This is a genomic window from Amycolatopsis solani (assembly GCF_033441515.1).
In the GTDB taxonomy this organism is placed as follows: Bacteria; Actinomycetota; Actinomycetes; order Mycobacteriales; family Pseudonocardiaceae; genus Amycolatopsis; species Amycolatopsis solani.
Genome location: NZ_JAWQJT010000001.1, coordinates 3,630,530 through 3,644,852, shown reverse-complemented (window position 1 = coordinate 3,644,852; position 14,323 = coordinate 3,630,530). Strand labels below are relative to the sequence as shown.

Genomic DNA, 14,323 nt, shown 5'->3' with positions numbered 1-14,323 from the left:
AGTCCGTGTGCGATCGTGGGCGCGTGACGGCAAAGGAGCACGTCGCCGAGTACAGCGCGGTGCTGGGCGAGCTGCTGCGCGAGCGCGAAAAACTGCTCGGCACGCTCGACCGCGTCGCCGCGCTGCACGGAACCGCGCGCCTGATCCGGGAAGCGGTCGGGGCGAAGGCCGGGTTCGTCGGCGAGCTCACCGAGCCCGGGCTGGCGGTGATCCGCTGGATGTCCGGCAACCGCACGGACGCCCTGCAGGACCTCGAGGTGTCGACGGGCCAGGGTGTCGGCGGGCGAGTGCTGGCGCTGGGCCGCCCGGTCCGCGTCACCGACTACGTCAGCGCGCCGACGATCACCCACCACTTCGACGTCCAGGTGCGCGGCGAGGGCCTGGCCGCGTTACTCGCCGTCCCGATCGTGGCGCGCGGCGAGACCGTTGCCATCGCCTACGCCGCCATGCGCGAGCCCGCCGACTTCGGTGACGACGCCGTCCGGCGGATGGAGGAAGTCGCCTGCCAGGCCGGGGCGGCTTTGCACCTGGCCAGGGTGGCCGAGACGGACCGCGCGGCCGCGGTGGCCGGCGAACGCCTGCGGATGCAGAGCGCCCTGCACGACTCCGTCGGCGCGCTGCTGTTCTCCATCGGCGTCCAGGTGCGCGACCTGACCGCGGACCTGCACGGCAACCCGGGACTGGCCGCGCGGCTGCAGCGGCTGGAAGGCGACGTCTCGGCGGCCGCCGGGGCGTTGCGCGAGTCGCTGCTCGCGCTGTCGGAGTCCAGTCCGGAGCGGGCGCTGCCGGTCGAGCTGGCCGAGCACTGCCGCTCGTTCCAGGCGCGCTGCGGCGTGCCGGCGCGGTTCGTGCAGCTCGCGGCGGTGCCGCCGCTGGACGCCGAACGGACGGCGCTGCTCGTGTCCGCCGTCCGGGAAGGCCTGCTCAACGTCGAGAAGCACGCCAGGGCGTCGTCGGTGATCGTCAGCCTGCTGCCCAGCGAAGACGGCGTCCAAGTGGTCGTCGCCGACGACGGCACCGGCGCGCCGGGCGTCCCCGGCACCGGGGTGGGCCTGCGGGCGCTGACCGGGCGAGCGCTGCGGCTCGGCGGGCGGGTCAGCCTGGTCCGGGACGACGACGACGGCTGCACGCTGCGCGCGTGGGTGCCGCTGGTGCGGCCGTGACGCCCGCGACCGTGTTCGTCGTCGACGACCACCCGGTGGTCCGCGACGGGGTGACGCTGCTGCTGCGCTCCGACCCGTGCCTGCAGGTGGCCGGCTCGGCGGAGTCCGGGCGGGCGGCGATCCAGCGGGTCGGGCAGCTGCGGCCCGACCTCATCCTGCTCGACCTGCGGCTGCCGGACATGCTCGCGCCCGAGGTGATCGCGGAGCTGCGGCACGTCCACCCGGCCGCGCGGATCGTGGTGTTCACCGCGCACGGCGACCACCAGGGCGTGCTGGCCGCGCTGGACTCGGGCGCGCACGGCTGCCTGCTCAAGGACGTCGCGGGCACCGACCTGGTCGCGGCGCTGCGGCGGGTGCTGCGCGGCGAGCGCGTCGTCGACCCGCGGATCTTGCCCGACGAGGGGCAGCGGTCGGACGCGCTGGCCCGCAGCGGCCTGACCCGCCGGGAGTACGAAGTGCTGCGGCTGGCCGCGCAGGGCCAGACCAACCCGGAGATCGCGGAGTCCACGGGGCTGGCGCGCAACACGGTGAAGACGTACCTGCAGTCGGCGCTGCACAAGCTCGGCGCGCGCAACCGGGTCGAGGCGATCGGCAAGGCCAGCGAAGCCGGGCTGCTGTGAGATCGTCCCTCGGGTGACGATCGACCTGCACGCGCACAGCACGGCCTCCGACGGGACGACACCGCCGTCGGAACTCCCCCGGCTGGCCGCCGAAGCCGGGCTGACGGTGCTCGCCCTCACCGACCACGACACCTTCGCGGGCCTGGCCGAGGCGTCCGCCGCGGCGGACATCGAGCTGGTCCCGGGTGTCGAGATCTCCTGCCGGCTCGACGACGCCGAGGTGCACCTGCTGGGGCTGTTCGTCGACCCCGGGCACGCGGCGTTGCGGGCGGAACTCGAGCTGATCCGCACCGACCGGGACCGGCGCGGGGTGCGGATGGTTGAGCGCTGCCAGGAGCTGGGCGCGCCGATCACGCTCTCGCAAGTTCGGGAGATCGCCGGGGGTGCGTCGCTCGGGCGTCCGCACATCGCCGCGGCGCTGGCCGCCGTGGGTATCGCGGACGCCTTCACCAGCGACTGGATCGCCGACGGCGGGCGCGCCGACGTGCCGAAGCACGTGCTGGCCACGGTGGACGCGATCGGGCTGGTCCGGGCGGCCGGGGGTGCCGCGGTGCTGGCGCACCCGCGGTCGGTCAAGCGCCGCGCCTCGGTCTCGGACGCCCAACTGGGCGCGCTCGCCTCCGCCGGGCTCGCCGGGGTCGAGATCGACCACCCCGAGCACCCCCCAGAGGTCCGCGCGCGGCTGCGGGACGTGGCGACGTCCCTCGGCCTGCTCGCGACGGGGTCCAGCGACTTCCACGGCGACCGCAAGCCGGTCCGCCTCGGCGAGTGCACCACTTCCCCCGAGGTCCTGGCCGCCCTCCGCCCCCGCCGGTCGTGAGTGATAAGTCGGGTTAGAACCCGACTTATCACTCACGACCAGCCGCGGCAGACCGCTTTCCGTGTCCGTTTTGTGTCCGGAGGGGTCTCCAGGTGGGGGTGTCCGAGGCCCGCGCCTGACCGCAGGATGACCGCCACCGACCGTGACTCACGTCACACGAGTGGAGGAGGCCTCTTGCGTCCTGGAGTGAGTACGTGCTGACCGTGCGTGGCCTGCGGGTCCGGTACGGCCGGTCCACGGCCGCCCTGCACGGTGTCGACCTCGACGTTTCCGCCGACGGGGTGCTCGCCGTGCTCGGCAGCAACGGGGCCGGGAAGTCCACCTTGCTCCGGGCCGTCTCCGGCACCCTCCGCATGCACCGGGGCTCGATCGACAGCGGCGAAATCCACTACGACGGCCACGCGCTCGGCAAGCTCGACCCCGCCCGGATCGTCCGGCTCGGTGTCGTCGGCGTGCCCGAGGGGCGGCAGGTCTTCGCCCGGATGACGGTCGAGGAGAACCTGCGCGCCGGTGGCATCGGCGCCCGGACCGCGGCCGAACGGGTGACCGCGAGGAAGCGGGTCGACGAGCTGTTCCCCGTGCTGGGTGAACGCGCCAAGCAGCGCGCCGGGCTGCTCTCCGGCGGCGAGCAGCAGATGCTGGCGATCGGGCGCGCGCTGATGTCCGCGCCGAGGCTGCTGCTGCTCGACGAGCCGTCGCTCGGGCTGGCGCCCAAGATCGTCGAGCAGATCGGCCGGACCATCCGCGAGATCCACGAGCAGGGCACCGCCGTCGTGCTGGTGGAGCAGAACGCCGTGATGGCGCTGAACGTCGCCGACCACGCCGTGGTGCTGGAGGTCGGCCGGGTGGCGCTGGCCGGGACGGCGGCCGAACTCGCCGCCAGCCAGGACGTCCAGCGGCTCTACCTCGGCGGGCACGCCGAGTCGCAGGAGACCGCCGAAGCCGAGGCCGAACGCGCGCGAGAGCACCTCGCGGGCCGGACCCTGTCGAGGTGGGCCGGATGACGCCGCCAGAACTGCGGGTCGAGAACGTGTCCCTGCGCTTCGGCGGGATCCGCGCGCTCGACGACGTCAGCTTCACCGTCGCGCCCGGCTCGCTGCACGCGCTGATCGGGCCCAACGGCGCCGGGAAGTCCAGCTGCTTCAACGTGATCAGCGGCCTCTACCGGGCCAACGCCGGCCGCGTCCGGCTCGGCGACACCGAGCTCACCGAGCTCGCGCCGCACAAGCTCGCGCGCCTCGGCGTCGGCCGGTCGTTCCAGAACGCCGCGCTGTCGGCCGGCTCGACCGTGCTGGACAACGTCATGCTCGGCCGGCACGCGCTGACCCGCGGCGGGTTCCTCGAAATCGGGCTGCGGCTGCCGTGGACGGTCCGCGCCGAACGGCGGCACGCCGAGCGCGCGCGGGAGATCTGCGCGTTCCTCGGCTTGGGCGCGGTCGTCGGCTCACCGGTCGGCGCGCTGCCCTACGGCGTCGTCAAGCGCGTCGACCTCGCCCGCGCGCTCGCCGTCGAACCGGTGCTGTTGCTGCTCGACGAGCCCGCGGCCGGGATGAACGCGGCCGAAACCGCGGAGCTGGCCGGCACGATCAGCGGGATCCGCGCCGAGCTGGGCATCTCGATCCTGCTCGTCGAACACGACATGGGCCTGGTGATGGGCATCGCCGACCGGGTCACCGTGCTCGACTTCGGCCGCCGCATCGCCGACGGCACCCCCGCGGAAGTCCAGTCCGACCCGGACGTCATCAAGGCCTACCTGGGCACGGAGGCGGCGTGAACACTTTCCTGCAGCTCGTGGTGAACGGCCTCGGCAAGGGCGCGGTGTTCGCGCTGCTCGCGCTGGGGTTCGTGATCATCTTCAAGGCCACCGAGGTGGTCAACTTCGCGCACGGCTCACTCGTGCTCTTCGGCGGCTACCTCGTCGTGGTGACGCGGGACGCGCTCGGCTGGGTCGGCGCCTCGCTCGTGGGCATCGTCTCGGCCGGACTGCTCGCCCTGGCCGTGGAACGGCTGCTGCTGTCCCGGTCCCGGCACGCCGACGCGAACAGCCTGGCGCTGCTCACCATCGGCGTCGACGTCATCGTCACCGAGGAGATCGTGCGCCGCCTCGGCGTCACGCTCCCCTTCCTCGGCGACGCCTGGGACGCGAAGCCGTTCCAGCTCGGCGGGATCACGCTGTTCCGCACCCACCTGGTCGCGCTCGGCGTGGCCGCGGTGCTGATCACGGCGTTCTGGCTGGCCTTCAAGTACTCGAACTGGGGCGTGGCCATGCGGGCGCAGGCGGAGAACCGGGAAGCCGCCGCGCTGATGGGCATCCGCAGCTCCCGCGTCACGGCGACGGCCTGGCTGGTCGCCGGGCTGCTGGCCGGCGTGGCCGTGCTGTTCATCGCGACGCAGGACTTCTCCGGCGCCGGGCTTTCGCGCGGGACGCACTCGATCGCGCTGGCCGCGTTCCCCGCGGCGATCCTCGGCGGGCTCGACTCGACGGCGGGCGCGGTGGTCGGCGGGCTGGTGGTCGGGCTCGTGGAAGCGCTGTCCGCGCAGTACGTCTCGTTCGACTTCTCCAAGAGCGCGGTGTTCCTGGTGATGCTGGTCGTCCTGGTGGTGCGGCCCTCGGGGCTGTTCGGCACGAGGGAGCGAACCCGTGTCTGACAGCGCTGTGTCCGAAGTGGACGCTCCAGCCGAACCGCAGTCACCGCCGCGGCCCCGCCGCGACCTGGCGAAACCGGTGCGCGCGGTGGCGTGGCTGGCCCTGCTGGTCGTCCTGCTCGCCCTGCCGCTCTACCTCGACGCCGCCTGGCTGAAAGCCGGGCAGTACATGATGATCGGCGCGGTCGGCGCGATCGGGCTGACGCTCGTGGTCGGGCAGGCCGGGCAGCTTTCCCTGGCGCACGCCTTCTTCCTGCTCGCCGGCGGCACGGCCTACAGCGTGCTGTCCGGGCCGACCGGGGACGACCGCGTGGTCGGGTTCGGCCTCGACCCCGGCCTCTCACTGCTCGGCGCGGTCGTCGTCGCGGCCCTGCTCGGCCTGGCCTTCGCGCCCGTCGCCGGGCGGCTGCGGGGGATCTACCTCGGCGTCGCCTCGCTCGCGCTGGTGTTCCTCGGCCTCTACTTCGGACAGTCGGCGGAAGAGCTCACCGGCGGGACGTCGACCGGGCGGACGCCGGCGCCGTTCTCGCTTTTCGGCTTCCCCTTCACCAACGACGGCCCCGAAATCAGCCTGCTCGGCGTACCGATCCGGCAGGCCGAACGCACCTGGTACCTGTTCCTGCTGCTGACCGTGGTCGCGTTCGTGGTCGCCCGCGGCGCCGTCCGCGGCCGGGTCGGGCGGTCGTGGCGGGCGGTGCGCGACAACGAAGCCGCGGCCGCGGTGATGGGCGTCAGCGTCATGCGGGCGAAGGCGGGCGCGTTCGCGGTTTCCTCGGCGTACGGCGGGCTCGCCGGCGCGATGACCGTGCTGTGGTTCGACATCCTCAAGCCGGACGAGAGCGAGTTCGGCACCTACGGCATCAACGTCTCCATCGCCTACCTGGCGATGGTCATCATCGGCGGGCTCGGCTCGGTGTCCGGCGCGCTGGTCGGCGCGCTGATCGTCAACGGGCTGCCGCAGGTCCTCGCCCTGTACTCCGCCGATCTGGGCTGGTTCTCCGGCACCGGCGACGGCGCGCTGACCCCCATCCTCGTCAGCTCGTTCGTCTACGGCGCCGCGATCGTCCTCGTCGTGCTCTTCGAGCCCGGCGGGCTCGCCGCGATCGGCCGCCGGATCACCCGCAAAACCCAGGAGGAGAAATGAAGCGAACACACCTGGCGGCGGCGCTGGCGGCCGTCCTCGTCCTCTCGGCGTGCAGCACGAAGGCGGGCGACGCCGGCTCGTCCGGCTCGGACAGCTCCGGCGTCAAGACCGGCAAGGGGGTGACGGCGACCGAGGTGACGCTCGGCGTGATGACCGACAAGTCCGGCGTGTTCAAGAACCTCGGCCTCGGGGTCACGCAGGGCAACGAGCTGTGGGCCAAGGACTTCAACGCCGCCGGCGGCGTCTGCGGCCGCCAGGTGAAGCTCGAAGAGGTCGACCACGGCTACAAGGCCGACACCGCGAAGACGCTGTACCCGCAGATCGAACCGAAGGTGCTCGGGTTCGTGCAGCTGCTCGGCTCGCCGGTGGTGGCCGCGCTCAAGCAGAACCTCGCCACCGACAAGACCGTCGCCGCACCCGCGTCGTGGTCGTCGGAGCTGCTCGACAACCCGTACGTGATGATCGTCGGCACCACCTACGACCTGGAGATCATCGACGGCCTGTCGTACCTGCAGGAGCAGGGCCTGATCAAGGACGGCGACACCATCGGGCACGTCTACATCGACGGCGAGTACGGCAAGAACGGCCTGCGCGGCTCGCAGTTCTACGCCAAGAAGCACAACCTGACGGTCAAGGAAGTGAAGATCACCTCGACCGACAGCGACCTCACCAACGTCGTCACCGGCCTCAAGGGCGCCGGGGTCAAGGCGATCGTGCTGACCACCACGCCCGCCCAGACCGGGTCCGCGGCCGCGACGAACAAGGCGCTCGGGCTGAACGTGCCGGTGCTGGGCAACAACCCGACGTTCGACCCGGCGCTGCTGAAGAGCCCGGCCGCCGGCGCGCTCGACAAGCTCACGATCGTCGCCAGCAGCGTGCCGTTCTCCGCGGACCTGCCGAAGGCCAAGGACGTCGCGGCGAAGTTCAAGGCCGCGTACAAGGAAACGCCGAACGGCGGTGTCCCCTACGGTTACGCCGTCGGCGAAGTCTGGGGCGCGGTGCTGAAGAAGGCTTGCGACAACAAGGACCTCACCCGCGACGGCATCGCCGCGGCCCTGAAGCAGACGACGTCGGCGAGCACGGACAACCTGGTCGCGGCGCTCGACTTCTCCAAGCCGGGAACGCCGGCGACGCGCCAGGTGTACGCGGCCACCCCGGACGCCTCCGCCGAGGGCGGCGTCAAGTACGTCAAGCCGCTGTTCGAAGCGCCCGAGGCTAAGGAATACGTGGCGCCGCACCAGAAGTGAGCCGGCGTCCGGCCAGCGCGGCCGCCTCGTGCAGCGGGGTGGTCGCGTTGGCCTTCGCGGCGTCCAGGAGGTCCGTGACCGTCTGCTCGATCGTTTCGACGCGGGCGAGCGCGGCCTCGTGGTCCAGGCCCTCCGCTTCCCGGGAAAGCGTGTAGAGGATGCCGCCCGCGCTCGCCACGTAGTCGGGGATCCACCGCACGCCGCGCGCGGCGAGGTCGTCGGCGACGGCGTCGTCGGTGAGCTGGTTGTTGGCCGGGCCGACGACGAGCTGGGTGTCGAGCCGGGCCACCGTCTCGGGACTCAGCACGCCACCGACCGCGGCCGGGATCACCACGTCGGCGGTCAGGGTGAGCGCTTTCTCCGGTTCGGCCCAGGTCAAGCCGCTCTTCTCGGCGCCCGCGCGCTTGGCGGGGTCGATGTCGGACACGACGACGTCGGCGCCCGCGGCGTGCAGGCTCGCGGCCAGGTGCGCGCCCACCGAGCCGTAGCCGCTGATCACCACCCGGCGCCCGGTCAGGTCCGCCGGGCCGGCCGCCCGGAGCGCGGCGAGCACGCCGACGGCGGTCGGGCCGCTGGAGGAACCGGTTCCGCCGGCGGACTCCGGCGTGCAGAACGCCCACGGCGAGGCCTCCCGGAGCACCAGCATGTCGGCCGGGCCGGTGCCCACGTCGGGGCCGGCCCGGTACGCGCCGCCGAACTCCGCGACCAGGTCGGCGTGGTCGAGCAGGACGTCACGGCGCTCTTCCGGCGAGAGCACGCGGCCCGGCTCCGGCGCGATGACGCTCTTGCCGCCACCGAACGCGAGCCCGGCGACGGCGCACTTCGCCGTCATGGCGGCCGAGAGGCGCAGGACGTCGCCGACGGCGTCTTCGAGCGTGGGGTAGGGCTTGAACCGGCAGCCGCCGACGGCGGGGCCGAGCGCGGTCGAATGGATCGCGACCATCGTGGGGACGCCGGATCGACGGCCCCGGCGGACGACGAGCTGTTCATGTGCGGTCATGGCGACCGAAGTTAGAGTGATCGTCGGTGGCGTGGACGTCACGCCGAACGAAATTCGGTCCCGACGAGGAGGTCACGGTGCTCGACGAACTTGATTCGGCGATCGTGCGGCACCTGCAGGAAGACGCCCGGCAAACCAACCGGGACATCGCCCGCAAGGTCGGCATCGCGCCCTCGACGTGCCTCGAGCGGATCCGGCTGCTGCGCGAGCGCGGCGTCATCCGCGGCTACCACGCCGACATCGACCTGGCGAGCCTCAACCGCGGCGTCCGGGCCCTGGTCACGGCGCAGGTGCGGCCGCTCAGCCGCGCGGTCATCGACTCCTTCCAGCGGTCGATCGCCGAACTGCCGGAAGTGCTTTCGGTGTACGTGACCGCGGGGAGTGACGATTTCCTGATCGAAGTCACCACGCCGGACATCGACGCGCTGCACGCTTTCCTCACCGACCGGCTGGCGCTGCGCCGCGAGATCGTCGGGTTCCGCACGTCGATCGTTTTCCGCCACCTGCGCAAGACGACGCTTGAACCGCTCTCGTAGGGGTATCCGGGGATCACCCGGAAAAGCGCGACACGCCACCCCTACGTGAACCCCTGAAATACCCGGGTTCGCACGCTGAGAGGCGGAAACTGTCGGTGGTGAGGCGTCTAATGGGCACGACGGGAAGGAGGCACCGCCATGATCACCGAATTGAACCATCGTGAGCGGGCCACGTTGAGAGCCGTGGCCGGGGGCCACGCCGAAATCAGCTGCAGCTGCGAGCCCGACCTCTTCATCGACGGCCTGAGCTGCTGCGACCAGTCCACCGTGCACCGCCTCGCGCGGCTCGGGATGATCGCACCGGCCCACCCCGGCAAGTGCGGCGAGCGCGTGCCCGCCCTGCTGACCGAGGCCGGCGCATCGGCACTCGGCGAGGTCCTCGCCGTAGCCGCGTAATTCGGTAGTCACACACTGGGGTCAGTGCCAGCATCACCCGATGCACGTATTCCTCGAAACCGAGCGGCTGATCTTGCGCCGGTTCACCGAGAACGACGCGGACGCGCTGTTCGAGCTCTACGACGACGCGGCCGTGATGAAGTACCTCAATGGGGGCCTGCAGGCCGACCGCACGGAGATCGTCGAGAAGGATCTCCCCGCGTTCCTCGGTTACTACGAGCGTTACCCCGGTTACGGGTTCTGGGCGGCGATCGAGAAGCGGACCGGCGATTTCCTGGGGTGGTTCCATTTCCGCCCGCGCCCGCAAGACCCGCCGGACGAGCCGGAGCTGGGGTACCGGCTGCACCGGAAGGCGTGGGGACAGGGCTACGGGACCGAAGGCTCGGCGGCGCTGCTCGCGAAGGGCTTCACCGAACTGGGGGTCACCCGCGTGACGGCGTCCACCATGAAGGTGAACGAACGGTCGTGGCGCGTGATGGAGAAACTGGGGATGACGTTCGTCCGCGCGTACTTAGAGGAGTTCCCCGAGCACGAGCGGGCCCCGGGCAGCGAACACGGCGAGGTCGAGTACGCCATCACCCGCGAGCAGTGGTCCAGCCGGTCGTGAGTGTTTAGTCGGGTTAGAACCCGACTAAACACTCACGACCGGGGATCAGCGGTAGGCCTCGAACTCGTAGATCCGGGCCGCGCCGTTGCCGTTGTTCGTAGGCGTGGTGAGGTTCAGCTTCACGTACCGGGCCGATCGGGTCGTGATCGGGTGGTACGTGCGGCTGGCCCGCGAACCGGACACGTTCGCGACGGTCGTCCACGTGCTGCCGTCGGTCGACGTCTGGATCGTGAAGGCGCCGGTGTTCCAGCCCGTGGTCTCCCCGCCGAGGCCGGCGTGCTTGACGACGAACGAGGACACGTTCTGCGCCGACCCGAGGTCGACCTGGAGGAACTTCGTCGCGGCGGTGCTGCAGAACTTGCTGTTGTTCGCCAGGCTGCCGTCGACGGCTTTGTCCGCGGTCTCGGCCGAGTTGCACGACGCCGAGCCCGTGGCCGCCTTGCCCTGCGCCAGGTTCGTGCCCAGTTCCGGCGCGGCGGCCGGCGGCGTGAACCCGTCGTTGTACGACGGCGGGACGTCCGCGGTGCTCGTGCCCCAGCTGCCCGGCGACGAGCCCATCGTGTAGTTCAGGCTCGACGCGACCGCGATGTCGCCGTAGCGGATCCACGACTTGGTCGTGGCGGTCCCGTTGACGCTCAGGTTCTGCACGAACTGGGCGCCCTGGCCCGCGCCGGAGCCGGTGATCTGGATCGTCCCGCTGGGCCGGATGATCGAGGCCGACGGGAACAGCGGGCCGTGCAGTGCCAGGACGTCCGCGCCCGGCGTCGCCGGGTACATGCCCAGCGCGGCGAAGACGTACCACGCCGAAGTCGCGCCGAGGTCGTCGTTGCCGGGCAGGCCGCCCGCGCCGGTGGTGAACGACTCGTTCATCACGCGCCGCACCGCCGAACTCGCGCCCTGCGGGTAGGCCGCGTAGTTGTACGCCCACGGCACGCCGTGCTCGGGCTCGTTGCCGATGTAGAAGTACGGCTGGGTGAGGCCGCCGTTGAGCTGGGTGAAGTGGTGGTCCAGCCGCTGGACGGCGGTCTTGCGGCCGCCCATCAGGTTGATCACGCCCTGGTAGTTGTAGGGCACCATCCACGTGTACTGCGACGGGTTGCCTTCGGTGTAGCCGCTGTCGCTCGACGGCACGACCGGCCACGCCCAGTTCCCGTCGCTGCCGCGCGGCTGGACGTAACCCGAGTCGGGGCCGAACACGTTCTGCCACCACTGGGCGCGCTGCATGTAGGTGTTGTACTTCGTCGTGTCGCCGACCGCCTTCGCGAACTGCGCCACCGCGAAGTCCGAAGCCGAGTACTCGAGCGAATCCGAGGGGTCCTCGGTGACGTAGTGGCGGCTGACGTAGCCGGACTGGCGGCCGCGGATCGCCTGCCCCTGTGCGGTACCGCCGTTGGAGCTCTTGTCCATCAACGTGAGCGCCGCCGCGGTGTCGAAGCCGCGGACCCCGAAGGCGTACATGCTGCCGACGATGATCGGCCCGGGGTCACCGGTCATCACGAAGTGCTCGTTGCTGTTGTGCGACCACTTGGGCAGCAGGCCGCCTTGCTGGCCGTCCAGCACCATCGACTTCGCGATGTCACTGGCCTCGTTCGGCGCGACCAGCCCGATCAGCGCGGCCCACGACCGGTAGATGTCCCAGCCGGAGTAGTTCTGGTAGACGGTGTGGGACGCCGTGTGGATCGCCTGGTCGAACCCGCGGTACTGGCCGTTGGTGTCGCTCGCGATGTTCGGGTTCTGGAACACGTGGTACAGCGCGGTGTAGAACTTCTGCAGGTCGGCGGCCGCGCCCCCGGTCACCTGCACGCGGTTGAGGACGTCGTTCCAGCTCGTGTCGGCCGCACCGCGGACGCCGGCGAAGTCGAAGCCGGGGTTCTCCGCGGCGAGGTTCGCCTGCGCGTTGGCCAGGCTGACGAACGAGATGCCGACCTTCGCCTGCACTTCTGCGTTGCTCGAGGTGTCGAAAGTGACGTAACCGCCGGAGTTCGTGCCGCTGGTGCTCGCGGACCCGGCGCTCACCGTGCCGCCGAGCCAGGTGCCGAACCCGCTGGGCGCGCGGTCGAACTGGATCACGTAGAAGATCTGGTAGGTCTTCGACGAGCCGCAGAAACCACCGCCGGTCACCGAACCGGTGAGCTGGCTGCCGCTGATGCTGATGGACCCGCTGCGGTTGCCGGTCGCGCTGCGGCCGGTGTTCACGAGCAGCCGCGCGGACGTCGTGTTCGGGTAGGTCAGCTTCATCGAGCCGGACCGCTTGGTCGCCGACAGCTCGACAGTGGTGTTGTAGTTGTCGAGCTTGTTCTTGTAGTAGCCGGGCGCGGCCGATTCGTTCGCTTTGGTGTAGCGCCCCGCGTACCCGGTCCAGCCGGTGCCCGGCGAAGTGCCGATGGCGCCGGTGATCGGCAGCAGGCCGAGGTCTTCGTTGTTGGGGCAGCCGGCGCCGTTGAAGTGGGTCAGGCTGAATTCTTCGATGCTGGTGTCGCTGTAGCGGTACCCGGACGGCGACGCGGTCGGGGTGTCCGGGCTGAACTGCACCATCCCGAACGGCACGACGGCGCCCGGGTACGTGCTGCCGCCGGCGCCGCCGGGCACGGGGTTGGGCGAGTTGCTGTTGTCGGTGCCGATGAACGGATTCACGTACTGCGTAAGGGCCAGCGTCGCGCCGGCAGCGGGTGTGGCGGCGAGCCCCGCGCCGACGAGCGCGGCCGCGAGCAAAGCCCCGCGCAACCGTCTGCGCGTCTTCGAGAGTGGTCCGGACATGGAACCCTTCCTCTCCTTGTCGCACGCTTTCCGCCGGGCGACAACGTTGTCGGGCGTCGTGACAACGTTGTCAGATCGGCGGGTGCCGCGCTGACAACGTCGAGGGGATCGAAGTGGTACCGGAACTCGGTGGCAGGACATGGTGCCACGGGAAGGCGGCTTCGCGGAAGCACCGAAAGTTCGTTGCGCGGCAAGCGATCCGCGGACCGGACCAGTCAGGGGCGGTGGACCACCCGGTGCGGCCGGCCACAAACGTAGTGAATGACTCATTCCTGTCGCCGGATGACAGGAATGAGTCATTCACTACGTCCGGCCCGACTTCAGCGGCGCCCGGTCACCCAGTGGTCGCCGACCGCGAGGTCGCGAATGACTCATTCGGGACCACTGACGCCGCCAATGACTCATTCGCGACCCCGCCGGAGCCGGCGCCGACCCGCTGGAGCCGTCCGAGCCGGCGCCGAGCGCGCACCCGGCCGCGCTCACGAACCGTGGACCACCCAGTGGTCGCCGAGCGCGGTCGTCGTCGCCTCGCCGTTCGTCAGGTCCGCCAGCCTGCTCTCGAACGCGGGTGCCTGCCCCGGCGCCAGTCCGATCTCGAAGCGGGCCTTGTCGTCGAAGCGGGTGGCGTGGAGCAAGTACGGCGACGCGCGCAAGTCGCTCTCGAGCCGTCCCGCGCGGTCGTAGCTCACCGCGACTTCCACCAGCGTGAGACGCCGGTGTTCTAGTACACCAACAACTTCCAGAGCCTCCGAAACGGACTGTCCGTACGCGCGGATCAGTCCGCCCGCGCCCAGCAGCACGCCGCCGAAGTAGCGGGTCACCACCGCGACCGTGTCGGTGACCTCGCGGCGGCGCAGCACTTCCAGCATCGGCGTCCCCGCCGTGCCCGCCGGTTCGCCGTCGTCGCTCGAGCGCTGGGTGCGGCCGTCCGGGCCGAGAACGAAGGCGTGGCAGTGGTGTCGCGCCCCCGGTTCGGCGCGCCGGCGACCCGCGATGAACTCGCGCGCGGCCTCTTCCGACGTCACCGGGGCGAGCGCGCAGAGGAACCGGGAGCGCTTGATCTCGATCTCGTGCACCCCGGATCGAGCCACGGAGAGATAACGATCAGTCATCGGAGGCGTCCGCCATGCACCCAGCTTCCCACCCCGCCACGCCGTCCCGGCATGTGCCCCGGACCACTTGAGACGGACGTTTCCGCAGGTCACGGGCCATAGAGACCGTTCTTCGGGAGCAACAGCCCGACATATGGGACTACCCCCTGCCCCGTCAACGTAAGCGTGGCATTTCCCACCCGGGGGCAACGACGTATGTCGATAACAGCGAATTCACACTATCGTCATAAGACCCGGCGAACCCGGGAGTAACACCGCGCGCTCGGCTGACCCCC

At 70.9% G+C, this 14,323-nt stretch carries 14 protein-coding genes; 11 read left to right on the top strand and 3 right to left on the bottom strand.

Annotated features, from left to right (window positions below; all coding sequences use genetic code 11):
• Positions 1-23 precede the first annotated feature (23 nt).
• From SD460_RS17375 to SD460_RS17340, 8 genes are all read left to right on the top strand, one after another.
• Positions 24-1,163, top strand: coding sequence for a GAF domain-containing sensor histidine kinase (locus SD460_RS17375; RefSeq protein WP_290052662.1), 1,140 nt, complete (start codon positions 24-26; stop codon positions 1,161-1,163).
• Positions 1,160-1,783: a response regulator gene (locus SD460_RS17370; protein WP_318306375.1), complete on the top strand. Its 624-nt coding sequence runs from the start codon at positions 1,160-1,162 to the stop codon at positions 1,781-1,783. Before SD460_RS17375 ends, SD460_RS17370 begins: the two co-directional genes overlap by 4 nt.
• 13 nt (positions 1,784-1,796) lie before the next feature.
• Positions 1,797-2,603, top strand: a complete 807-nt coding sequence (locus SD460_RS17365) for a PHP domain-containing protein (protein ID WP_290052658.1) — start codon at positions 1,797-1,799, stop codon at positions 2,601-2,603.
• A 194-nt stretch (positions 2,604-2,797) separates the two neighbouring features.
• Positions 2,798-3,607 carry an ABC transporter ATP-binding protein gene (locus SD460_RS17360; RefSeq protein ID WP_290052657.1) on the top strand — a complete coding sequence of 270 codons (810 nt, stop codon included), beginning with the start codon at positions 2,798-2,800 and terminating at the stop codon, positions 3,605-3,607.
• A complete protein-coding gene (locus SD460_RS17355) occupies positions 3,604-4,377 on the top strand; it encodes an ABC transporter ATP-binding protein (RefSeq protein ID WP_290052654.1) in 774 nt (257 codons plus the stop codon). Before SD460_RS17360 ends, SD460_RS17355 begins: the two co-directional genes overlap by 4 nt.
• Positions 4,374-5,252, top strand: a complete 879-nt coding sequence (locus tag SD460_RS17350; RefSeq protein WP_290052652.1) for a branched-chain amino acid ABC transporter permease — start codon at positions 4,374-4,376, stop codon at positions 5,250-5,252. The genes SD460_RS17355 and SD460_RS17350 overlap by 4 nt, the downstream gene beginning before the upstream one ends.
• The gene (locus SD460_RS17345) at positions 5,245-6,393 is read left to right on the top strand and encodes a branched-chain amino acid ABC transporter permease (protein WP_438860567.1); all 1,149 of its coding nucleotides are present in this window, start codon (positions 5,245-5,247) and stop codon (positions 6,391-6,393) included. Before SD460_RS17350 ends, SD460_RS17345 begins: the two co-directional genes overlap by 8 nt.
• On the top strand, positions 6,390-7,640 hold the full coding sequence (locus SD460_RS17340; RefSeq protein ID WP_290052651.1) for an ABC transporter substrate-binding protein: 1,251 nt from the start codon (positions 6,390-6,392) through the stop codon (positions 7,638-7,640). The genes SD460_RS17345 and SD460_RS17340 overlap by 4 nt, the downstream gene beginning before the upstream one ends.
• On the opposite strand, the gene SD460_RS17335 is transcribed toward SD460_RS17340, so the two are convergent.
• On the bottom strand, positions 7,609-8,640 hold the full coding sequence (locus SD460_RS17335) for a Glu/Leu/Phe/Val dehydrogenase dimerization domain-containing protein (protein ID WP_290052649.1): 1,032 nt from the start codon (positions 8,638-8,640) through the stop codon (positions 7,609-7,611). The genes SD460_RS17340 and SD460_RS17335 overlap by 32 nt on opposite strands.
• 77 nt (positions 8,641-8,717) lie before the next feature.
• Here SD460_RS17335 and SD460_RS17330 point away from each other — a divergent pair, with 77 nt between their 5' ends.
• The 3 genes from SD460_RS17330 to SD460_RS17320 all read left to right on the top strand — a co-directional run bounded on the left by SD460_RS17330 (position 8,718) and on the right by SD460_RS17320 (position 10,179).
• On the top strand, positions 8,718-9,176 hold the full coding sequence (locus SD460_RS17330; RefSeq protein ID WP_290052648.1) for an Lrp/AsnC family transcriptional regulator: 459 nt from the start codon (positions 8,718-8,720) through the stop codon (positions 9,174-9,176).
• 138 nt (positions 9,177-9,314) lie between these two features.
• Entirely contained in the window at positions 9,315-9,572 is a 258-nt protein-coding gene (locus SD460_RS17325; RefSeq protein ID WP_290052646.1) for a hypothetical protein, read from the top strand.
• A gap of 40 nt (positions 9,573-9,612) precedes the next feature.
• Positions 9,613-10,179, top strand: a complete 567-nt coding sequence (locus SD460_RS17320; protein WP_290052644.1) for a GNAT family N-acetyltransferase — start codon at positions 9,613-9,615, stop codon at positions 10,177-10,179.
• Between the two features lie 45 nt (positions 10,180-10,224).
• On the opposite strand, the gene SD460_RS17315 is transcribed toward SD460_RS17320, so the two are convergent.
• Both SD460_RS17315 and SD460_RS17310 read right to left on the bottom strand, forming a co-directional pair.
• Positions 10,225-12,936: a GH92 family glycosyl hydrolase gene (locus tag SD460_RS17315; RefSeq protein ID WP_290052643.1), complete on the bottom strand. Its 2,712-nt coding sequence runs from the start codon at positions 12,934-12,936 to the stop codon at positions 10,225-10,227.
• 479 nt (positions 12,937-13,415) lie between these two features.
• Entirely contained in the window at positions 13,416-14,048 is a 633-nt protein-coding gene (locus SD460_RS17310) for a YigZ family protein (RefSeq protein WP_290052642.1), read from the bottom strand.
• Between the last annotated feature and the right edge of the window lie 275 nt (positions 14,049-14,323).

Bases quoted from the DNA above. Each gene is read 5' to 3' on its own strand.
- SD460_RS17355 (WP_290052654.1), top strand. From the start codon at position 3,604: ATGACGCCGCCAGAACTGCGGGTCGAGAACGTGTCCCTGCGCTTCGGC.
- SD460_RS17335 (WP_290052649.1), bottom strand. From the start codon at position 8,640: ATGACCGCACATGAACAGCTCGTCGTCCGCCGGGGCCGTCGATCCGGC.
- SD460_RS17310 (WP_290052642.1), bottom strand. From the start codon at position 14,048: ATGACTGATCGTTATCTCTCCGTGGCTCGATCCGGGGTGCACGAGATC.
- SD460_RS17320 (WP_290052644.1), top strand. From the start codon at position 9,613: ATGCACGTATTCCTCGAAACCGAGCGGCTGATCTTGCGCCGGTTCACC.
- SD460_RS17340 (WP_290052651.1), top strand. From the start codon at position 6,390: ATGAAGCGAACACACCTGGCGGCGGCGCTGGCGGCCGTCCTCGTCCTC.
- SD460_RS17315 (WP_290052643.1), bottom strand. From the start codon at position 12,936: ATGTCCGGACCACTCTCGAAGACGCGCAGACGGTTGCGCGGGGCTTTG.
- SD460_RS17325 (WP_290052646.1), top strand. From the start codon at position 9,315: ATGATCACCGAATTGAACCATCGTGAGCGGGCCACGTTGAGAGCCGTG.